Raw genomic sequence first — 20945 nt, 5'->3', positions numbered from 1 at the left:
TATTAGGGATAGCCCATTTCATCATCAGTATAAACTTAATCCTTTGATTGAGTGATTTTTTAAATCTTGTATTATTTTTAAAAATAAAAAACCCAAGACGAATCTTGGGTATTTCACTTATGTTCTAAAGAAAAATTCGTTTAACTTGCTAAGCCAACAGCTTTAGCACGTGCCTTATGTAACTTCTTATAGCTGTCTATAAGTCTTAAATGACGATCAAGCCCTTCAAGCTGCATACTGGTTTCAGTCAAACCATAAAAACGCATACTGCCGTCTAGAGAACCAATAACTGCATCCATTCGTTCATCACCAAACATACGACGGAAATTCGCTTCATAGTCATCTAAATCCATGTCGTCATCTAGTTCAACTTCAAGCATTACATTCATACACTGGTAGAACAAGCCGCGTTCTACAGTATTGGTATTGTATTGCAGGAATTGTTCAACTAAATCTTTGGCTTCTTCAAACTGTTGTAAAGCAAGATAAATCAACAGCTTTAACTCAAGGATGGTCAGTTGTCCCCACACAGTATTATCATCAAACTCAATCCCAATTAAAGTCACGATATCGGTGTAATCATCCACTTCAACTTCTTCTAGACGTTCAACTAAGGCTTCAAGTTGCTCATCATCCAAACGATGAAGATTTAAAATATCTTCACGGAATAACAATGCTTTGTTGGTATTGTCCCAAATTAAATCTTCAACCAAATAAATTTCAGAATAATCAGGCACAATGATACGGCAAGCTGTCGCCCCTAAGTGCTCATAGACTGCCATATAGACTTCTTTGCCCATTTCCTCAAGAATGTTTAGCATGGTCTTTACTTCTTCAGCATTGGCATTTTCACCTGCACTGCTAAAATCCCACTCAACAAAGTCATGGTCTGATTTTGCACTAAAGAAACGCCAAGACACCACACCACTTGAATCGATAAAATGTTCAACAAAATTATTCGGTTCAGTCACCGCATTACTGCTAAAGGTTGGTTTAGGTAAATCATTTAAACCTTCAAAACTACGACCTTGTAATAACTCGGTTAAGCTACGCTCTAAAGCAACTTCAAGCTTAGGATGCGCACCAAACGATGCAAATACGCCGCCTGTACGTGGGTTCATCAGTGTGACACACATCACTGGAAATTCACCGCCTAACGATGCATCTTTAACCAAGACAGGAAAGCCCTGTTCTTCTAGGCCTTTAATGCCCTCAACAATACGCGGGTATTTTGCTAAAACGTCTTCAGGTACATCTGGAAGTGCAATTTCTCCCTCTAAAATTTCACGTTTAACCGCACGTTCAAAAATTTCAGATAAACACTGTACTTGAGCTTCGGCTAAGGTATTTCCTGCACTCATACCATTGCTTAGATATAAGTTTTCAATCAAATTTGATGGGAAATATACAACTTCTTGATCTGATTGGCGTACAAACGGTAATGAACAAATCCCACGCTCAGTATTACCTGAGTTGGTGTCATACAAATGTGTACCTAACAATTCATTGTCTGGGTTATATATCTCTAATGTATATTCATCCAATATTTCTCTAGGTAGCGCTCCATTTGGTCCTGGTTTAAACCATTTTTCATCTGGATAATGTACAAACTCAGCATTGGCAATGTCTTGCCCCCAAAACTGGTCGTTGTAGAAGAAATTACAATTTAAACGCTCAATGAACTCGCCTAATGCCGAAGCCAAGGCACTTTCTTTGGTTGAACCTTTACCATTGGTGAAACACATTGGAGATTGCGCATCACGAATATGTAATGACCATACATTTGGAATAATATTTCGCCATGAGGCAATTTCAATTTTCATTCCCAAACCTGCCAGAATCTCTGACATATTGGCAATAGTTTGCTCTAAAGGTAGATCTTTACCTTCAATATAAGTTGAGCTTTCTTGTGCTAAGTTTGGCATGAGCAATGCCTGTGCATCTGCATCAATACTTTCAACTTCTTCAATAACAAATTCAGGACCTGTTTGGATGACTTTTTTAACGGTACAACGGTCGATCGAACGCAAAATACCTTGACGATCTTTATCCGAAATATCCGCAGGTAGTTCAACCTGAATTTTAAAAATTTGTTTATAGCGGTTTTCAGGATCGACAATATTGTTTTGAGATAAACGAATATTATCTGTCGGGATATCACGAGCTGCACAATATACTTTGACAAAGTAAGCAGCACACAAAGCAGATGATGCAAGAAAATAATCGAAAGGACCCGGCGCAGAGCCATCACCTTTATAGCGAATGGGTTGATCAGCAATTACTGTAAAGTCATCGAACTTGGCTTCTTGTCGAAGATTGTCGAGGTAATTGACTTTGATTTCCATGTGGGCACCTAAATATTCTTATGTGTTGGCATGGACACATAAAATTTAAATATTGAAAAATAAGCCGAATCACGGAGAAGAAATTGACTTAAAAATGAACCAACCTCAACTGAGGTCAGTAATAATGGACGCTATTATAGAATTATTTTACACAATTGATAACTTTAGAATGGAAAGATTGAAAATACTTTAAACAAAAAGCCATTTCTAGAAATGGCTTTGTTGATTAAAAATTTTTACAGCCGCTCTTAAAGCACCGGAATGATCGAAGGAAGCATGTCATGAATGGTCTTACCATTACAGGTATCGCCAATCGCAGACATTTTCCATGCGCCATTGTGGCGATAAACTTTAGCGATAATCAAGGCAGTATAATTGCCTTTTGCTGAAAGGTTATATTTTGCAATTTCAGTATTGGTATTTGAGTCAACTAAACGACAAAAAGCATTTTCAACTTTTTCAAAAGTTTGACCGCGGAAACTACTAATTGTAAAAACCAGTGCTTTGACTTGCGGTGGAATTTTGGTTAGATCAACATGGATCACTTCATCATCGCCATCACCGGCACCTGTACGATTATCCCCTGAATGCCAAATACTGCCATCCTTACTTTTTAATTGACCGAACCATACTGCATCAAGCGGTTGGTTGTTTTCATCAAAAATAATGACTGAAGCATCAAGGTCGATTGAATCACCACCACCGCCACCAAAAAGACCACCTAAAAATCCGCCACTCTTAGCCACATCCCAGCCTGCACCAAGATAAATTTTGGTCAAAGATGAACCATCACCTTTTTCTAAAGAGATTTTTTGACCTTTTACTAAACTAATACTCATGTGTTTCCCTCATAGATTTAATTGTTTCTATTTAAATTTAAAGCTGAAGATAACCAGGTGAGGTAGCTCTTGCGATTTCGGGAACAAATAATGACTTTGCCATTGCCCCTAAACTTAAGCACCATACCTTCACCACTGGTAAAACTGTTTAAAAGATTTCCAACAATTCCGCGGTTTTGTGAACTTGGCATACCAATGTTGTAACTTAAAGACGAATCCCATGCCACAACATGGCCATTATCAATGGTGGTTTCTCCGTTCTGGGTACTGACATCGACTTCCATCAAGGTACCACAGCCTGAAATACACAGTTGTCCTTGTCCAGATGATTCCATCACCACAAAACCACCTGTATCACCAAAGAATCCACCACCTAAATTTGCTTGAATCTTGGCTTTGACATTGACATGTTCTGTTGCTGCAACAAAAGCCCCATCAGATAAAGTGTATTGCTGAGGTCCTATGTTAAGAATTTGCATATCACCATCTATGTTTGGAGAAAGCAAACACTGTCCATGACCAAATGATGCTTTGATTTCTTGCTGAAACAGTGATTCACCTGTGGTAAATCTACGCATAAATGATTGAAATAATCCGCCGCGTAAATTTCCTGCCAATTCTAAATTTTGCTCAATCATGACCATTGCATCAGATTCACAAAATATTTTTTCTCCCTGTACCAAATCGACCAATAGAAATGGTTCTGGACTGCCTACAAGTTCAAATTTAGCCATCGATTGCCCTCACTTTATCGAATAATGTTTTTATTTTTCGCTTCTTTTAACCACAGTGGAAATTCCTGAAGCAGTGCATCATACAGTTGTGCTTCAGGCATACTTTGAATATTGCTCATTTCAAAAAAATTGCAATTATCTACTACTCGCCCATCCATCGTATCGAGTTGTTCCAACACACCATAGTTACGGCCGCCGATACCCACGAACTGCCAAAAAATAGGAAAACTGGATGCATTTTTAAGAATATTTTTAATCTTTTTACTTTCACTGACCCCGCCATCTGAAACAAATACCACGTATACCGGTAAATGAGATGGATTTTCTTGGGTAAAATATTGGATCACGGCTTCAAGTACAGCGGGTTCATTATTGTAACGTGCACCAGCTTTCCACTTTGGATGACCGCCTTGATCTGTATTGACAAAATTTTCTAAGTTGTTCAAGGTTACATCGCTTAATCGCAATGATTTTTCTGCAAATGCCCAGCACTCAAAACTGCCATCATCATCAAAATTGACTGCCAAGGGCATAATTCGGTCAAGTACTTTTTGCACATCACCTTTTATATACTGTTGGTGCATTGAACCTGAATAATCTAGCACTAAAGCGACACGAGCTTTTACATCGAGTAAATTGTTTTTTTCTAAACTGATTAAAGACTTTTTAGTAATATCTACCAAATGTGGAGCTGCATTTTGGATTTTATCCAGTACCACTTTCTTTTTCAGATCGATTGTTGATGGTGTATTGCTTGTCGATGGGTTTACTGTTGATGGAGCAGCTGCTGTACTTTCTTCAACTTCTCCCCCAAAGTGCTCAACCAAAGCCTTTAAGCCACCATTAAAACCTTGACCAATTGCAGCGATACGCCAAGCATCACTTTTAAAGTAAATCTCAGTCAGCATCACAGCTTTTTCTTGGCTAAAATTAGAACCATTTAAAAGATAACTCGCAAGCACCTGCCCTTGTTGATTACATAACTCGACCAGAATCGATTGTATATTGTGGATTTGAGACTGCTCATTGGATAAAGTGGCACAGATCACAAAACGTGATGTTCGCGCTGTATCTATCTTGTTTAAATCAAAGGCAAAACTATGCATGTTGCCTTGAAGCTGATATTGAACTTCGCCTTTCGGAGTCTGTGGCTGATTATAGAAAGTCATATAATCATCATGGAAAAGTTTATCGTTTGGCGCAATACCAAAACTAGAAATATCGATTTCAAAAGGTGCTTGAACCTGTACACGTAGTTTAAACTGTGTCTCTGTCTGCAACAATTGGTGAAGTGCCAGTTTTTGTCCAGTGATGAATTGCATTGTTGTTCTCTATTTAGTACTTGAAAATAATTTTTACTGTGTTCATAAATGAACCGATTTAAACCGAATCACTTTCAAGTACTAAAAGATAAATCTTTTAGTACAGATTTTAAAAATTAAACTGCAACACCATAACTTGCAGCCAAAGCACCTAAGCCGCCGTTAAAGCCTTGGCCGACTGCTTTAAATTTCCACTCACCGCTATGACGGTATAACTCACCAAAAATCATGGCAACTTCTGTACTACCGTCTTCAGATAAGTCAAAACGTGCAAGTTCTTCTGCATTGTTATCCTGATTGATTACACGGATATAAGCTTTGTCCACCATACCGAAGTTTTGACCATTTTGTTGGCCTTCATGAATGGTTACAGCAAAAACAATTTTTGCGACATCAGCAGGTACTTTAGCTAGATCAACTGAAATTGTTTCGTCATCACCATCACCGTCACCTGTACGGTTATCACCGTTATGATTAACAGAACCACAAGGAGAGGTTTTTTGGTTAAAGAAGATGAAGTCGCCATCTAAACGAACTTTGCCATTTTCACCAGTCAGAAAAGCAACCGCATCCAAGTCAAATGCTTTACCATCTGTCACACGAGGATTCCAGCCTAAACCTAAGTCTACTTTATTCATTGTAGGCGCTGTTTTAGACAGGTTGATGTTACCGCCTTTTGATAAATTAATAGCCATTTTTAATTTCCTTTTCCAGTTGTTTCAAGAGATTGTTTTTTACTATATGAAATTGATGAGATTACTGCCCAAACAATAAATGCGACACCAATCAAGCCTGTTACGACTTCAGGTATATGTAAGCCTGTTCCACTTGCAAGCATGATGAATGCAAGTGCACCAATCGCATAATGCGCGCCATGTTCTAAGTAAACATAAGCATCAAGCGTACCTTTTTCTACAAGGTAAACCGTCATAGAACGCACGAAGATTGCACCGATTGCCAAGCCCAGCATAATAATTACCACATCACTGGTAATTGCAAAAGCACCGATTACACCATCGAAACTAAAAGACGCATCAAGTACTTCAAGATACAAGAAGCCACCGATACCGCCTTTGATGATTGTACCTGTGACTGGTGCACCATTATTTGAAGTTGTTTGTTCAGTTACTTCTTGTTCATCATCATGTGAACCGCCTTCAAGCAAGTGTCCGATCACCTGAACACCGACATAAACCACAATTCCCCAGATCCCTGCCATAGTTACAACAAGACGAGAAGTTTCAGGTACAAAATTAGCCATAACCAATAATGCACATAATGAAATAAACACTGAAATCGCTTGAATATTGCCTAGATCAGCGAGTTTTGACTCCAACCAATGGAACCAATGCTCATCTTTTTCATCATCAAATAAAAAGTTAAGAAAAACTAAGAGCAAGAACATACCACCGAACGCTGCAATTTCAGCATGGTGTGCCATGAGCTTTTCAGAGTAGGTTTTTGGATCGTTCAGCGCAAGTTTTGCAACCTCTATCATGCCCATGTCTGCAGTGACGCCAACAATGAGTAATGGAAAGATTAAACGCATACCAAATACAGCGATAACAATACCGACTGTTAAAAATAAGGTTCGCCAGAAATGATTCCAGTGTTTAAGTACCGAAGCATTTACTACAGCATTATCAAACGATAAAGAAACTTCCATCACTGCAAGAATTGCAGTAATTGCCAATGCCTTGAACATGGTCATTAGGCCGGCTTGGGGACCATGTGTAAAACCCCAATACGCAGAAATTGCTAGACAAATGATGGTAAAAAGAATCGAAAAGCGAAAATGTTTCATCCATTGAACTCTTATATTAGATGCTTATTCCGAACTGTTGACACATTGCGCTTAAACCGCCAGCATAACCTTGTCCTACAGCTCTAAATTTCCACTCACCATTGTGGCGATATAATTCACCAAAAATCATGGCAGTTTCTGTTGAATAATCTTCATTCAAATCGAAACGCACAATTTCAGTATTGCTTTGATCATTTACCACGCGAATAAACGCATTTTGAACTTGACCAAAATTTTGACCGCGACTTTCACCTTCATGAATGGTGACTGTAATTGCAATTTTTTGAACATCTGCAGGTACTTGTGCGAGATTAATGCGAACTGCTTCATCATCACCATCACCCGCACCTGTACGGTTATCACCTGTATGTTCAACAGAACCTTCAGGTGAACGTGTTTGGTTATAGAAAATGAAATCGTGTTCACCACGAACTTTACCGCTTTCGCTCAATAAAAATGCCGAAGCATCTAAGTCAAAATCTGTTCCGTCGGTTGCACGCGCATCCCAACCTAAGCCGACCAAAACTTGGTTTAAACTTGGGTCAGTTTTGCTTAAAGATAAGTTGCCACCTTTGTTTAATGAAATTGCCATTTATATTTCCTCTACTTTATTGCAGTGTGCATTCATTGTTTAAATACATGCAGTCAATTAATTTTTAGAACCATGTGTCCATCGGAACCCAAAACCATAATGTTCATCTAAATATTTTTGATCTTTAAAATAACGAACTTCTCGGTTGGCTTGTATAGTGCCATTGTTATTCTTTAATTCTACAATAGAACATGTTGTTAATTGATTACCATCGGTCAAATGAACTTCAATTTCAGGTTGGTCTGGAATCTTAATGGTGACCACACCATCTGTTGCAGCCCATTGCGCAGCACCCTGATAAATATAAGCATAAATCACAATGCGTTCAATTTGATCCCATTGATTACCATTGATATGTAGATTTTCACCTTGTACAGATGAACCTGTACGATCATCGCCATCAAGCTGAATAAATGGTTTGACCTCAAAACGGCCAAAACGATTACCCAGCGGTTGTACTAAATCAATTTCACCATTTTTAAGTTGCACCATCGCGCCAAGGTCTAGATCTATTGCACTTGAACCCGATAGTTTCTGAAAAAATGATTGGGATTTGGGCTGGCTTTTATTCCAGTTTAAATTGACTGAAATTTTTCCAAAACCATTGCCTTTCTTGGTTAAATTGATGGTTGAATTGTTTTTATCCAGTCGAATTTTAGAAAGATTAATATTTGAATTTGTAGGTGTAGGTGTAGGTGTAGGTGTAGGTGTAGGTGTAGTATTTTTCACTTCATCGGCAATCACAACACCAAAGTTTTCTGCCAATGGCTTTAATCCACCATTAAATCCTTGACCAACAAAGCGAAATTTCCATTGGCTGTTATGTAAATAAATCTCTGCAAGGATTAAGGCTTTTTCAGTTCTATTCCGAGTATCCAAATGTGCAGTCGCAATACGCTGTTGCGCTGCATAAAGCTCAATATCAATCGGAACAATATTTCCAATGGTGTTTGGTTCATTGATCGTGACACAAATAGCGATTTTTTGAATTTGTGCATCTAAAAGTGCAGTATTGATTTTTAATTTAGTGAGATTTGGGTTCTTAGATGATGATTCTAGCAAAACCACACTTTGATTGGAGGTTTGACGTTGTCCATAAAAAATCATGTCCTGATCACCACGCACTTTAAGCATGCCTTGGGCCAGTAAATATGCTGTAACATCTAATTCAATGTCAGATGAAAAACCTGTTTTTATACAAATTTCAATATCCTGAGCAGGTATTTGAATATTTCCACCAGCAACCAGCTGCATAAATCCTCCACTTTATAGGTATATTATCGCTTTTTGATAAAATGAATTTAAAATCATGCGTTATTCAAATGAAGTTTTTAAATTAACTTTCTTTATAAAAAACAAATAAAAATAGATATGCTATGTTTTACCATAAAAATTCCTAATCTCAAGTGTTTCAGTGTTTTTTTTCTTTATGTTTCATTACTTTTACAAAATATTAAAATTAAATATTGTATCACTATGGGGAATTGTTATATTTTCCAGCGCATCAGATAGTCGCTTTAAAAACTTCGTTATTCTTTATAAAAATTTGAGATTAAATTACCCGTGCTACAGCAATATAAAATTTGGATCGCCGAGTGTTATTCCTGTCAAAATGATATGATTCAATTACTGAAAAGTTCGAGTATATCAAAACAACTGACTATATTTTGTTCTCACAGCCGTAACCGTCCCGAACTTGCCTTAAGTGCTGATGTTTATCTTCAGCAACCTGCTATTTCAAAGAGCGCTGAATGGTTATTAGAACAATGTATTGAACATAATATTCAACTGCTCTTCTGTGGAAAACACAGTCAGCATATTGAGCCGTTTAGAACCCAATTTGAACAACATGCTATTCAGTTGATTACTGGTACACTCAGCTCAGAACAGCATGAGTTGATGAACAATAAATACCAATTTACCTTACATTGTGAAGCGCAAAATTTATCTGTCATTCCAGCGTTATTAGCCAATTCCACAGAAACGCTGAAGACATCCATTGAAACATTACAGCTACAACATAGTGAGATCTGCGCTAAACCTGTTTATGGGGTTTATGGTGCCGGCTTTGTCCGCTTACAGAATCATGTGTCGTACTTTAAAAACTTTAGCTCACCGACCAAATGTAATACTCAGCAATTTATAGAGGCATATAGTCAGCAGGAAGAGCCTGTTGAATATCTGATTATGCCTTATTTGGCTGGGCAAGAATGCTCAGTTGATATTGCTTGTAGTCAAGGAAAGATCATTGCTCAAGTAACCAGAATTAAACATGTTTATTTTCAAGAGTGTTTTTTGCAACATCCTTGTCATCAAATTTGTATAGATTTAGTCGATTATTTTCAATGTGATGGACTAATTAATATCCAATTTAAACAAGATGAAAGCTTGCAATGGCATATTCTTGAGATCAATCCACGCCCTGCTGGTGGTTTTGCTTATACACAACATACTGGAGTCAATTTGATTGCTGAACTGATTGCTGAAAAATTAAATTTGAATTTAGTTCGAGCACCACACCAATCGCCTGTAAAAGCTTTACCGATTGCCCATAGTATAAAATTGGATTTGTAAGATAGATGAAGCATATAGATTTAAGTCGTGGGCGAATCAGTGTTCAAGTTAACCAACAACATAGCCATTGGGCTTTAGATGATTTATTAGATTTTGCAGAAAGAATTAATCCTAAAAGAGCATTTTTATTTGTTTCCAAAGTATTGGGGAAACATATCCCTGTCACACCCTCTGTCATGCAGCGCAGTTATAGCGATTTAGCCAGTTTAGTACCTACAGATTTGGCTGGGCCAATCTGTGTCATTGGTATGGCCGAAACAGCAGTCGGTTTGGGTGCTGGGGTTTATCGTGAATTAAAAAAACAACATGGCAAAAATGCGATTTTCTTAACCACAACACGACACCCTGTATCGACTTTACCCACGTTGGGGCTTTTCCTAGAAGAACATAGCCATGCTCAGGATCAGTTTATTCTAAGCAGCCATGATTTAGCCAAACATCAGCAAGTGATTGATTCAAAGACTTTGATTTTAGTTGATGATGAAATTTCGACTGGAAAAACCTTTAAAAACCTGATCAACAGCTTAACCAATTCTGGTTTGCAGCAAGTTGAACGCGTGATCTTGGTCACGTTGGTGAACTGGGCTGAGCACAGTCTTGCAACGGATGAACTTGATATCCCTGTGGAAGTGGTTTCATTATTGCAAGGGAATTGGCAGTGGCAAGCGAATCAGCACAATATTCAGATTAATATGCCCAATGTCAGCTCCACTGAGCAACAGGCACAGAAAATTATTGCACCAAATAATTGGGGACGTGAGCCAGGTTATTTAGAATGTACGCCATGGGAACATATTCACATTAATCATCCAGGCGAAAAAATACTTGTACTGGGTTCAGGTGAGTTTAGTTGGATCCCTTTTCTTATTGCAGAACAGTTGGAACAACAAGGTGCTGAAACTTACTTTAGTTCAACAACACGTTCACCGATCATGCAAGGACATGCGATAAAAAGTATTTGCCAGTTTCATGATAATTATGGGTTAAATATCCAAAACTTTGCTTATAACGTAAAACATCAAGAATTTGATCGGGTGCTTTTGGTGATTGAAACACACCAAGATAGCGTAGACCCAAGCTTGTTTGAACAAATTAAAAATTTGGAAGTGATCAGTTATGAACCCTAAACCTTTAGTCTTTGTCGACTTGGATGACACTTTATTTCAAACTTATCGAAAACAGCAACCGACTCCACAACATCAAATGGTGACTACAGATGTTTCAGGACAACCGCTTTCATATATGAGTCCAAAACAGCAGTCTTTTTTGAATTGGTTGCTTGAATCTGCTGAGGTTGTGCCTGTAACTGCTCGCTCAGTTGAAGGCTTTAAACGTGTACAAATCCCTTTTAAATATGGTGCGATTTGTTCCCATGGTGGCACGATTCTGGATCAAAATTTAGCTGTGGATACTGACTGGTTTGATCTTCAAAAACAACATGAAATTCAACTCAATGGCATACTGACTGACTTGCCAGAAGCTTTGCATGACTATGCCAAAGATTTGGGTGCAGTAAGAACTTGGACTTTAGTTGAAAATGAACTGAGTATTTATTCTGTTGCGAAGCAAAAACAAGCTGGTGCGTTATTTTTAGATCGGCTTGTTGAGAAATTACCTAAACCGCTACTGGAACAGTGCTATATCCATATCAATGGCAATAATCTGGCGATTATTCCACATCATGTCAGCAAACAAAGCGCGGTTGAGTTTTATATTCAGAAACATGATCCGCAACGGGAACGTATTATTTTAGGTTGGGGCGATAGTCTATCAGATGCTGGATTCCTCAGCTGTTGCGACTGGTTTGGAATGCCGAAAAGCAGTCAGTTGGATAAGTTTCTCAATACGCATTTAAGCCATGATTTTGACACTAAAGGATATTTAGGTCATGTCTAATTCATTGATCACACCACTCAATCCAATATTGAACGAACTTGGCTTTCACGGTTCATATCGTCCCGAAGATGTCACTTTTTTGATGCAGATTGATGATATTCAACCCACTGCAGTTGAAGAAAAAGAATATCTGATCCAGTCAGGAAAAATGCACTATTCACAAATGATCAGTGCTGAACATGCGCCAACGGATGAACAAATGCAACATTATCAGCATGCCTTTGAACAAGGTGCACAGCGCCTTGCCGAAGAAGTTCAAAAAATTGGCAACAGTTTGATGCAACGTTTTCCCAAACAAGAGATTGTTTTGGTGAGCTTGGTTCGCGCTGGTGTTCCTTTAGGTGTCTTACTCAAGCATTACCTTGAAAAGCATCAGCCTTGTTATCACTATGGTATTAGTATTATTCGTGATCGAGGTGTCGACTTTGCTGCACTGCAAGCGATTATTGAACAACATGGTGCTCAGAATATCGTTTTTGTAGATGGCTGGACAGGTAAAGGTGCGATATGCAAAGAACTCACAAAAAATCTACAAGACATTCCTGAGCTCTTTGATGAAAATTGGCAGATCCCGCGTTTAGTTACCCTATCTGATTTGGGTGGTTATTCTTGGTTAAGTGCCAGTACAGATGATTGGTTGATTCCATTTGGTATATTGGGTTCAGTGATTTCTGGATTGACTTCTCGGACGATTCTAAAAGAAACGATTGAACAGCAAGATGCCCGTAAAAATTGCTATCAGACACAAAAATGGCACAGTTGTTTAATCTATGATCAGCTAAAACCTTATGACCTTTCTGTCAATTTTGTTGAGCAAATACGACTGTTGATTGAACAAAATCCAACGGATAAACAGGTGAGCTGGAACAATCAAATTCGTTTAGCACAACAGCAGCAATGTGCAGAAACGATTGAATGGATTGCAGCACAATATGCGATTCAAAATATTAACCATATAAAACCCAGTATTGCTGAAGCAACCCGTGCAGTTTTAAGACGCGTACCTGAACGAATCTTATTGAAAGATGAATCTAACCCTCATGTACAATTATTATTGCACTTTGCACGTGAGCGAAATATTCCAGTCGATATTCTGGGAACAAAATTAGGTCCTTATCACGCAGCAACATTGATAAAAAAAGTAGAGAAGAAAAAATGAAGCCACTTTTACACGCCATTGAACTTGGCGCGACCATGTATATTCCTGCAACACATGAACAATTGTGGGAAGTTACCCAAGGAATTAAATTTCCTCAGATTAAATCAATTGCGGTATGCCTTGAAGATGCTGTACTTGAATCAGATGTTCAAACAGCTATGGTGAATTTAAAACTTTTATTGCAAAGACGACTGGATGAACCCAGTTTAAAAGCCCCTGCCATTTTTATCCGTCCAAGAAATATGGAAATGGCGAAGCACATTGTAGACTGGGATCTAAATCAAACATTTAATGGTATGATTTTGCCTAAGTTTAATGTATTTAATCTAAAAAATTGGATGAATGTATTACCTGCCAATTTGCAATATATGCCGACACTTGAAACCAAAGAAATCTTTGATGTTGCGCACAATATTGAACTTTACCAAGCTCTTAAATATGACTTTCATAAAACATTATGTTTAAGAATTGGTGGCAATGATCTCTTGTCCTGTTTAAATCTGCGTAGACCCAAAAATACTACGATTTATCAAACACCTGTGGGTATTCTGATTTCACAATTGGCGGGATTATTTATTCCCAATGGCTTTCAGCTGAGTTCACCCGTGTGTGAACATTTTGAAAATACACAGCTATTGATGCAAGAGCTGGAACAAGACATGAATAATGGAATTTATACCAAAACAGCAATTCATCCTGCTCAAATTGGTCATATTCATCATGCCTTACAAGTTCAGCCTGAAGATTTCCATGAAGCTCAATTAATCTTAGCACACGATGCTAAGAGTGTATTTAAAAGTCATGGTTCAATGATTGAACCTGCCACCCATAAAAATTGGGCTGAAATGATTTTACTCAGATATAAAACTTTTGGTTTGGTCAAATCATCTTGTTCAACACACGACAAAATATTGGTGGTATAAGCCTTAATTAGAGGTTGAAGCATCGCATTATGCTTCAACCATTTGTACCACAGCTAAACGACCGCCATCTTGTTTAGAAAATAAAATTTGAACCCCATCTTTTAACTCAATTTTACCACCAATCGGGATCTGCGTTTTATTGGCAACATCGGTAAGATCAGGCATATCTTCATTGACCAACCACCACACATCATTATGTAAAACAAAATACCCTTTTCGCTTGGTCTGTTCTGCGGTTAAGCGTTCATTCGGTGCAATCATATTATTGGTATGCCATGCGTAAATAGATTGGCCTGTCCACACCATTAAACGATGATTATCGGGTCTAAAATTACCTTGCTGCCGTGCTGAGTATAAATTGAGAATAGGTAATTTACCTTTAAACGGCGTATGACAAAATGGACACTCAGGTTTAGTGGAATTATCAAAGACATACCACTTTTGACCACAACGGTGATTATGGCAAGGCTGAACCAAATCCACTGTTTTAACCAAAGCTGTTTCCCAATCGTTAGCTGAAGGACGCTTGGCAGGATCATGTAACCCCTCGACAAAGCTTTTCATAAATAACTCAGACAAATACGGTCCAGTCACTGTAAAAGGTACTTTTGCAGGATCACCCCACGGTTGCTGACTGACTTTAAGTTGAGTCGGTTTCACCTGATTGCTATGATCTGTTGGGTGTTCAATAAACAGCGCTTTTTCACCCATTCCCAGCGTTTCATCCTTTTGCGGATCATTCATATCATGAATTTTTCCACCACGTAACGGATGTCGATAGAGCAAATACATATAAATCAATACCGCCAAAGCATGTTTATCTGTCGCAATACTAGGTAAATAACGATCAGGATTGTCTTTGGATAAATGGCTGGTGCGTACCACTTCTGGCGCAATAAAATCAGGAGTACCGACAACGTCCGGTGGGTATTTTCCAGGTACTACCAAACCATCAACGTCGATAACGCTGGCACTCCCAGAAACAGGATCGACCAAAATATTTTTATAAGATAAATCTGAATGGGCCAAACCTGCAGCATGCATACGGCGTACTGCGCGGGAAATTAGAATTCCTATTTTAAGGTAATTTAGCCAAGTACCTTTTTCTTTATCGTCGAGAAATCTGTTTTGGTTGTTTGCACTTGCAAACCATTTCCCTTCTTTTTCTTTGCCTTTGATTTGCAGAAAATCATTATTTTTTGAACCATATTCAAAGAAAAATTGTTTTCTATAGGTTGGGGCGGTAATCCCAAGCAAATTATTATATTCAACTAAACCATCGGGCCAACAGAAAATATTTTTCCAATAATCCCCACCAATCCCATTAAAAATACTTTGCCATTTATTGCCTACAATTTCTTTTAAACGATCTTTTTGCTGCTCAAAGGTGGCTTTAGATTCATAAAATTTATTCTTTTCTTTACTGAAAAAGCACACCACATAGCTACGATCAGGTGAAAAATATACATCTTTCATTGCACCTGAACCGATAATTTCATCTACAAATTCTATTTCACGTCCATCAACGGTGGTACATTTAATAATTTTTGCTGACATACTTGCCACCTTACACTATATTCTTCAAATACTTAGATATTATTTATACAGATGTTGTTGAATGCTTATTCCATAATACAGCCATGGTACGATCATCATGATGCCCAGCTGTAAAGAAATGCATCCATTCCAACAATGCAGTATCAGCTGCTTCATTCTGTAGCAACGGATCCAGTTCACGGTATAAATTTTGCCATTTATCAAAGTTGGATAAGCCAGAATCTGTTTCAAATTTTGGATCTGAAATACCATCTGTCATCAACATAATCGCATGGGTATCTTTAAAGCAGCCTATTTTTAAACGGTTTGGAAATTCTGTTGCAATACTCAGATCTAGAAACTTGGTCTGTCCTGCATATTCACCACCATCTGGAACATTCATCAGACGCACATTGTCCTCGCTATATACTGCGATTGCACCGTCTCCCACTGAGAATGCACTGATAAAGGTTTTGTCAGCTAATTTACATACGACCGCAACCAGCAATGTGGTTGAAAAATCTTTAGTATTTACCCCAATATGCTCTGCTTGTAATTTGATTTGGTTAATAATTGATTTATAAATTTCATAATATACATGATGAAACTGCTCATTTAACTTTTTGGCAACTGCAACAGTTTCAGCATCCTGACTACTCACTTGCCACTTTTCTAAATCAGCAATCAGGCTTTCAACCGTGTGTGGATTTAAATAGTTTTTAAACTCATTTTCAACAATCTCTACCGCAATTCGAGAGCCTTCTCTTGAGTATTGCGCACTGCCTGCACCATCTGCCACAGTCAAGACCGACCAAGGTGTATTGTCGATTAAGGTAATGGAAAAATCGTCATCTCTAAATAAGCCTGCGTGTTCATGTGAACGGCCACGACGACTTGCAGCGATAATTTTATAGTCCACCGCATCAATCAAAGCTTGATCCAAATGTGGCTTGCTAAATTTTTGCCCAGACTCAGGTTCAATGACTTTCCATAAACTGCGTGGGTCTGCAATGACATTCAACCGACACTGGGCGGAGCGTGTTTCTCCATCAGCAACAAACTGAAAAGAAAATTCGATTGAATCTGCGTGTTGTGGTTCACCATGAATACGTTGTGTGGTTTCATCGAAATAAAAGCTGCTATCTGGAAATTTAAAGCTTTCAGATTTGAATGTTAATTGATTGACATCATGTTGAGAAATCACTGAAATTTGAGATTGATAGTGTTGTCCAACTCGGGCATTTTCAACCTGAAATTTAATGTCTTCATATTTACTTCGTCTAAACACAGATTCGATCTCTAATCTATTCTTCTCAGTTTCAGAAGATATTATTTCAGGGGTTGAGTTTATATTTTCAGAATCAATTGTCGGCTTGTTTTCTAAATTGGGTTCAATTGTAGGGGCTGATGCTTGCTCGACTTGATCTGCAACAACTTGCTGTTCAACTTGTAGGATCGGTGCCAGTTGCAATGTTGTGTGAAGATCTAAAGTGATATTTTGCGTTTCGGAAATTGCTCCAACTGAGTTGGTGTTTTCAGATGATGTATGGAGTTGATCCACATTGACTAAAGGATCATCACAATTTTGTTGAATATTTTCATCTAGCATGACTTGGTCATCAACTCTAGCGTGTTGATTGGTTTCTGTTTGCTGATTAAGACCGACTTGCTCTTGAACATTCTTTTGTACAGTAGCTTGAGTTGTATCCGAGCATATAGTTTCATGCTGAGACTGTGCAGCAGATGCGTTATCCAATAAATCAGCTTCATCGATATTGTTCAAACGCGGTGCAGCTATCTTCACTTTTTCCAATTCATTGATGAGTTTTGAAAGTTGTTTGAGATTTTGCGGATCACTTAATAGAAATTGTGAAAATGTCTCACTGAAATCAGCGGGATTTTGTTCCAAAATCTGCTTTAATTTGCATACATCACTGTCCATTTTACCCTCTACCCATTTTCTGTTCTATTCGCTTGGCCACTTGGTCACTCACCAATCACGATGCACTTAAGCATTAAGCGATATAGATTTTTAATATTGTTCAATGCAGCAATGCTTTAATAATGTATCAACACATCAACCGATAAAGCCTAACCTTGCCCACGGGTTAAATCAAAATCTCCATCACCAGACGAGAAACTGATTTGTCGACGACACCACGGGCAAACCACAGATTCCCGATAGCCGTCATAACACATCAAATTACCGCATCCACATACCGCAAAAGCGGTCTCAGAAAAACAATGTGGACATTCAGGGAAACCATCGAGTTCAGCCGTATTGATCTGCTTATTTGATGCATTATGATCTGACCAAGTAAAATACTCCTCAGATATCGCACTACAGGTATCTAACTTAAAATTATAGATATTGATATTTAAATCAGCTGGACCTTTATATTGTAAGTTACGTATATATTTGATGATATAAGGTTTATTCATCTTTTGGCAGCGACCCACAAATATCGCACAATGATCATCGGCTTTATTTTTTTGCAGGGATAATGCATCTTTTGCCAAGCGCATATAACGCTCATCAATCGGCAACAGGTCATCTTTTTGTTGATGGCTACCAATACTGATACTTTGTGAGACCACAGAGGCTGTGATCCACTTACACAAACCTTTGACATATTCTTGATTGATCTGATCAATTGAAATAGTATTTTCAGTGATCTTACTTAGCACAGAAAAATCAACATCTGCACCTAGACCGATGGCGACGACTGTTGCTTTATGCGCATATTTGGCATTCCAGCGTTGAATTGCCTGATCATATTCATCGGTTGGACGACCATCGGTAAATATATAGACCATTGGCTTCCAGTCGCCTTTGACTTCACTGGTGGTTTTCATCACATAACGATCAATTTCCTGACCCAAATGATCTAAAGCTTTACCCAAATGTGTCCCACCACCCAAGGGCAAATTAAAATGATTAAAGGCAAATAACTCAGTTAAAGGGACCAATGTTCTGACAATACCTGCATATGCAATCACTGAAACATATACAGTTTCAAGTGCATAAGGATCTTTTCTTAAACTGCTTAAAATAAATTCCACACCCTCTTGAACTGATTCAAGCGGTTGCCCGACCATTGATTCAGAACAATCAAGAACAAAAAATACCGGTAAACGGCGCATAACTTCACCTACATTATTTTTATCATATTATTCAAATACCTAAATCAAACAGACAAGTACTGATCTGTTTGATTTAACATTTTTATCGTCACGTAATATTCAGTTATAAAACCAGCTGAATTTCGGCGGGTGGTGGTGGTAAAGAAATTGAATCGGATACTCCTGCACTACTGCTACCAGCGACCACACTTGCAGAAACCCACTTAAAGAAGCTGGCAAAACTATTTGAGTCCATGGTGTCTAACACAACCACTTGATCCGTCAGTTGTAGCAAGGATTCAGTTTTCGCTTTTGGCCCCGCAGCACAAGCGACAATCGTGGCAAAGTTAAGCTGTTTAATTGTGGGAACGATTTGCTGATAAGCATAGACATCTGAGGGTGAACCATCTGTCATCAAGAACAATAACGGGCGCCAATCGCCTTTAACATCATTGCTACTTTTCTGTACATTCTGGTGTACTTCCTGTGCCAGTAATTCCAATGCTGCACCCATAAATGTTGCTCCCACATTGGGTACATCTAGATCTGGAATTTGAACTTGATCCAAAGGGGTAAGCGGTAAATAAACTTTTGCTTCAATATCAAAAGTGATCACACTTAAATACACGCTTTCAAGCGCATAAGGATCTTGCCTTAATGCACTGAGCATCGACTGCAAGCCAACATTCACCGAGTGAATTGGCTCACCACGCATAGAGCCAGATGTATCTAATAAAATATATACAGGTAAACGGCGCATTATATTCTCATTTTTTAACTATATTTTTTTAACCATTCCACGAAATTATCCGCGGGTGATGCATTACCGACCGCATTAAATTTCCAACCACTATTTTCTCTGACCAGTTCAGCAAATAATAATGAACGTTGTTGATCATATTGACCGATACCTGATAAATCAAAACGTACCATTTCTTTGCCAGTACCATCGACAGCACGAATAAAGGCATTTTTAACCTGACCAAAATGCTGATTATTTTTTGCACCATTATAAATTTGCACAATAAAAACAATCTTGTGATATTCAGCTGCCAAGCTATTTAATTTGACAATAATTTGCTCATCATCCCCGTCACCAGCACCCGTACGGTTATCTCCAGTCAGCCAGATTTGCCCTGAACGATGCTTTAAATTATTAAAAAAGATAACATCACTATTTTCGAGTGTGGCTTGACCTGCGGCATTCCAGCCCAGATCTTTTACTTTTCCACTGGCATCACATAAAAATGCCACCACATCTAGATCGTGTTCTTCGCTCTTTGCACCAGAAAATAATCCGCCTAAAAAGCCTTTCTTTTGCTCAGTGATATCCCAACCGAGTCCAATCGTCACTAACTCTAAATCATGTTTAGATTTTTCAAGGCTGAGTCCTTGACCTTTCGCCAATGTAATTGCCATGCTAGTTTCCTTTATTTTTATAGAACCACATTTACTTCAGGTGGTGGTGGTGGAAGATCATTTAAGCCTGTGACTTCTTTTTGACCTGCATCTACTTTTTGGCTACCAGTAGAAATACTTGCAGAAACCCATTTAAAGAAGGCTTTAATGGTATTTGAATCTGCGGTTGCAAGTTCTACTACAACCTCTGTAATTTGTTTGAGAATACTGCTATCTGCATTATGTCCCGCTGCACAAGCAATAATCATCCCCGTCTTGGCTTGTTTTAGTTTTGCAAAACCTTTGGTCCAATCATCTGTTGGTGCACCATCTGTCATAATAAAAACTAAGGGTTTCCAGTCACCACGGGTGTCTGGTGTGGTTTTTTGCACTTCCTGATCAATTTTATCTGCCAGTAATCCAAGTGCTTCGCCCAACTGTGTAGTCCCCGTTGCCTGTAATTGAGGGGGTTGAAACATCGCAATTTCAGTTAAGGGAATCAGTTGTTTGGCTTGAGTATCAAAAGTAATAATAGATAAATAGGCTGTTTCAAGCGCATAAGGATCTTGTCTGAGTGAAGAAACCAGTATTTCAACACCATTTTTAACGGCTTCAATCGGTTCACCATGCATCGAACCTGAGGTATCTAATAATAAATATACGGGTAATCTTCTCATTTGTTTATCTCTGTTGAATGTCT

At 38.3% G+C, this 20945-nt stretch carries 19 protein-coding genes; 5 read left to right on the top strand and 14 right to left on the bottom strand.

Annotated elements, in window-relative coordinates; genetic code table 11:
• Positions 1–140: 140 nt before the first annotated feature.
• The 8 genes from CQZ96_RS02635 to CQZ96_RS02600 form a co-directional block, all read right to left on the bottom strand.
• A complete protein-coding gene (locus CQZ96_RS02635) occupies positions 141–2345 on the bottom strand; it encodes an OsmC domain/YcaO domain-containing protein (RefSeq protein WP_105712604.1) in 2205 nt (734 codons plus the stop codon).
• Positions 2346–2593: 248 nt separating this feature from the next.
• Entirely contained in the window at positions 2594–3184 is a 591-nt protein-coding gene (locus tag CQZ96_RS02630; RefSeq protein WP_004720371.1) for a TerD family protein, read from the bottom strand.
• A gap of 17 nt (positions 3185–3201) precedes the next feature.
• Entirely contained in the window at positions 3202–3918 is a 717-nt protein-coding gene (locus CQZ96_RS02625) for a TIGR00266 family protein (protein ID WP_004720370.1), read from the bottom strand.
• 14 nt (positions 3919–3932) lie between these two features.
• Positions 3933–5240 (bottom strand): vWA domain-containing protein, encoded by a 1308-nt coding sequence (locus CQZ96_RS02620; RefSeq protein WP_105712603.1) that lies wholly within the window; start codon positions 5238–5240, stop codon positions 3933–3935.
• Positions 5241–5356: 116 nt separating this feature from the next.
• Positions 5357–5935 (bottom strand): TerD family protein, encoded by a 579-nt coding sequence (locus CQZ96_RS02615; RefSeq protein WP_004720368.1) that lies wholly within the window; start codon positions 5933–5935, stop codon positions 5357–5359.
• A 2-nt stretch (positions 5936–5937) separates the two neighbouring features.
• Positions 5938–7044 carry a DUF475 domain-containing protein gene (locus CQZ96_RS02610; protein ID WP_105712602.1) on the bottom strand — a complete coding sequence of 369 codons (1107 nt, stop codon included), beginning with the start codon at positions 7042–7044 and terminating at the stop codon, positions 5938–5940.
• Between the two features lie 16 nt (positions 7045–7060).
• Positions 7061–7636 (bottom strand): TerD family protein, encoded by a 576-nt coding sequence (locus CQZ96_RS02605; protein ID WP_056511216.1) that lies wholly within the window; start codon positions 7634–7636, stop codon positions 7061–7063.
• A gap of 57 nt (positions 7637–7693) precedes the next feature.
• Positions 7694–8890 carry a TerD family protein gene (locus CQZ96_RS02600; protein ID WP_105712601.1) on the bottom strand — a complete coding sequence of 399 codons (1197 nt, stop codon included), beginning with the start codon at positions 8888–8890 and terminating at the stop codon, positions 7694–7696.
• Between the two features lie 363 nt (positions 8891–9253).
• Here CQZ96_RS02600 and CQZ96_RS02595 point away from each other — a divergent pair, with 363 nt between their 5' ends.
• Genes CQZ96_RS02595 through CQZ96_RS02575 form a run of 5 tightly spaced genes read left to right on the top strand, consistent with a single transcriptional unit; the run spans position 9254 to position 14188 of the window.
• Positions 9254–10210: an ATP-grasp domain-containing protein gene (locus tag CQZ96_RS02595; RefSeq protein ID WP_016539365.1), complete on the top strand. Its 957-nt coding sequence runs from the start codon at positions 9254–9256 to the stop codon at positions 10208–10210.
• A 5-nt stretch (positions 10211–10215) separates the two neighbouring features.
• On the top strand, positions 10216–11337 hold the full coding sequence (locus tag CQZ96_RS02590) for a phosphoribosyltransferase domain-containing protein (protein WP_105712600.1): 1122 nt from the start codon (positions 10216–10218) through the stop codon (positions 11335–11337).
• Entirely contained in the window at positions 11327–12106 is a 780-nt protein-coding gene (locus tag CQZ96_RS02585) for an HAD family hydrolase (RefSeq protein WP_004720362.1), read from the top strand. Before CQZ96_RS02590 ends, CQZ96_RS02585 begins: the two co-directional genes overlap by 11 nt.
• Positions 12099–13265 (top strand): cysteine protease StiP family protein, encoded by a 1167-nt coding sequence (locus CQZ96_RS02580; RefSeq protein ID WP_105712599.1) that lies wholly within the window; start codon positions 12099–12101, stop codon positions 13263–13265. The genes CQZ96_RS02585 and CQZ96_RS02580 overlap by 8 nt, the downstream gene beginning before the upstream one ends.
• Positions 13262–14188 carry an HpcH/HpaI aldolase/citrate lyase family protein gene (locus CQZ96_RS02575; protein ID WP_056511232.1) on the top strand — a complete coding sequence of 309 codons (927 nt, stop codon included), beginning with the start codon at positions 13262–13264 and terminating at the stop codon, positions 14186–14188. Before CQZ96_RS02580 ends, CQZ96_RS02575 begins: the two co-directional genes overlap by 4 nt.
• Positions 14189–14215: 27 nt before the next feature.
• On the opposite strand, the gene CQZ96_RS02570 is transcribed toward CQZ96_RS02575, so the two are convergent.
• The 6 genes from CQZ96_RS02570 to CQZ96_RS02545 all read right to left on the bottom strand — a co-directional run bounded on the left by CQZ96_RS02570 (position 14216) and on the right by CQZ96_RS02545 (position 20922).
• Positions 14216–15745: a helix-hairpin-helix domain-containing protein gene (locus CQZ96_RS02570; RefSeq protein WP_105712598.1), complete on the bottom strand. Its 1530-nt coding sequence runs from the start codon at positions 15743–15745 to the stop codon at positions 14216–14218.
• Between the two features lie 43 nt (positions 15746–15788).
• Positions 15789–17666: a PP2C family serine/threonine-protein phosphatase gene (locus tag CQZ96_RS02565; protein WP_105712597.1), complete on the bottom strand. Its 1878-nt coding sequence runs from the start codon at positions 17664–17666 to the stop codon at positions 15789–15791.
• Between the two features lie 149 nt (positions 17667–17815).
• Positions 17816–18868: a TerY-C metal binding domain-containing protein gene (locus CQZ96_RS02560; protein WP_034613144.1), complete on the bottom strand. Its 1053-nt coding sequence runs from the start codon at positions 18866–18868 to the stop codon at positions 17816–17818.
• A gap of 103 nt (positions 18869–18971) precedes the next feature.
• Positions 18972–19607 (bottom strand): vWA domain-containing protein, encoded by a 636-nt coding sequence (locus CQZ96_RS02555; RefSeq protein WP_105712596.1) that lies wholly within the window; start codon positions 19605–19607, stop codon positions 18972–18974.
• Positions 19608–19621: 14 nt separating this feature from the next.
• Positions 19622–20266 (bottom strand): TerD family protein, encoded by a 645-nt coding sequence (locus CQZ96_RS02550; RefSeq protein WP_096734160.1) that lies wholly within the window; start codon positions 20264–20266, stop codon positions 19622–19624.
• Positions 20267–20283: 17 nt separating this feature from the next.
• Complete coding sequence (locus CQZ96_RS02545) at positions 20284–20922, bottom strand: vWA domain-containing protein (RefSeq protein WP_034613146.1); 639 nt, start codon at positions 20920–20922, stop codon at positions 20284–20286.
• Positions 20923–20945: the final 23 nt, after the last annotated feature.

The sequence above is a fragment of the Acinetobacter sp. MYb10 genome (genome assembly GCF_002980175.2).
GTDB classification, from domain to species: domain Bacteria; phylum Pseudomonadota; class Gammaproteobacteria; order Pseudomonadales; family Moraxellaceae; genus Acinetobacter; species Acinetobacter guillouiae.
The sequence above is the reverse complement of the archived record's forward strand: the minus strand, read 5'-3'. Positions and strand labels throughout refer to the sequence as shown.

Coding starts and splice junctions, on each gene's coding strand:
- CQZ96_RS02600 (WP_105712601.1), bottom strand. CDS start 8,890: ATGCAGCTGGTTGCTGGTGGAAATATTCAAATACCTGCTCAGGATATT.
- CQZ96_RS02560 (WP_034613144.1), bottom strand. CDS start 18,868: ATGCGCCGTTTACCGGTATTTTTTGTTCTTGATTGTTCTGAATCAATG.
- CQZ96_RS02545 (WP_034613146.1), bottom strand. CDS start 20,922: ATGAGAAGATTACCCGTATATTTATTATTAGATACCTCAGGTTCGATG.
- CQZ96_RS02625 (WP_004720370.1), bottom strand. CDS start 3,918: ATGGCTAAATTTGAACTTGTAGGCAGTCCAGAACCATTTCTATTGGTC.
- CQZ96_RS02550 (WP_096734160.1), bottom strand. CDS start 20,266: ATGGCAATTACATTGGCGAAAGGTCAAGGACTCAGCCTTGAAAAATCT.
- CQZ96_RS02635 (WP_105712604.1), bottom strand. CDS start 2,345: ATGGAAATCAAAGTCAATTACCTCGACAATCTTCGACAAGAAGCCAAG.
- CQZ96_RS02555 (WP_105712596.1), bottom strand. CDS start 19,607: ATGCGCCGTTTACCTGTATATATTTTATTAGATACATCTGGCTCTATG.
- CQZ96_RS02595 (WP_016539365.1), top strand. CDS start 9,254: ATGATTCAATTACTGAAAAGTTCGAGTATATCAAAACAACTGACTATA.
- CQZ96_RS02585 (WP_004720362.1), top strand. CDS start 11,327: ATGAACCCTAAACCTTTAGTCTTTGTCGACTTGGATGACACTTTATTT.
- CQZ96_RS02630 (WP_004720371.1), bottom strand. CDS start 3,184: ATGAGTATTAGTTTAGTAAAAGGTCAAAAAATCTCTTTAGAAAAAGGT.
- CQZ96_RS02620 (WP_105712603.1), bottom strand. CDS start 5,240: ATGCAATTCATCACTGGACAAAAACTGGCACTTCACCAATTGTTGCAG.
- CQZ96_RS02610 (WP_105712602.1), bottom strand. CDS start 7,044: ATGAAACATTTTCGCTTTTCGATTCTTTTTACCATCATTTGTCTAGCA.
- CQZ96_RS02565 (WP_105712597.1), bottom strand. CDS start 17,666: ATGGACAGTGATGTATGCAAATTAAAGCAGATTTTGGAACAAAATCCC.
- CQZ96_RS02580 (WP_105712599.1), top strand. CDS start 12,099: ATGTCTAATTCATTGATCACACCACTCAATCCAATATTGAACGAACTT.
- CQZ96_RS02570 (WP_105712598.1), bottom strand. CDS start 15,745: ATGTCAGCAAAAATTATTAAATGTACCACCGTTGATGGACGTGAAATA.
- CQZ96_RS02590 (WP_105712600.1), top strand. CDS start 10,216: ATGAAGCATATAGATTTAAGTCGTGGGCGAATCAGTGTTCAAGTTAAC.
- CQZ96_RS02575 (WP_056511232.1), top strand. CDS start 13,262: ATGAAGCCACTTTTACACGCCATTGAACTTGGCGCGACCATGTATATT.
- CQZ96_RS02605 (WP_056511216.1), bottom strand. CDS start 7,636: ATGGCAATTTCATTAAACAAAGGTGGCAACTTATCTTTAAGCAAAACT.
- CQZ96_RS02615 (WP_004720368.1), bottom strand. CDS start 5,935: ATGGCTATTAATTTATCAAAAGGCGGTAACATCAACCTGTCTAAAACA.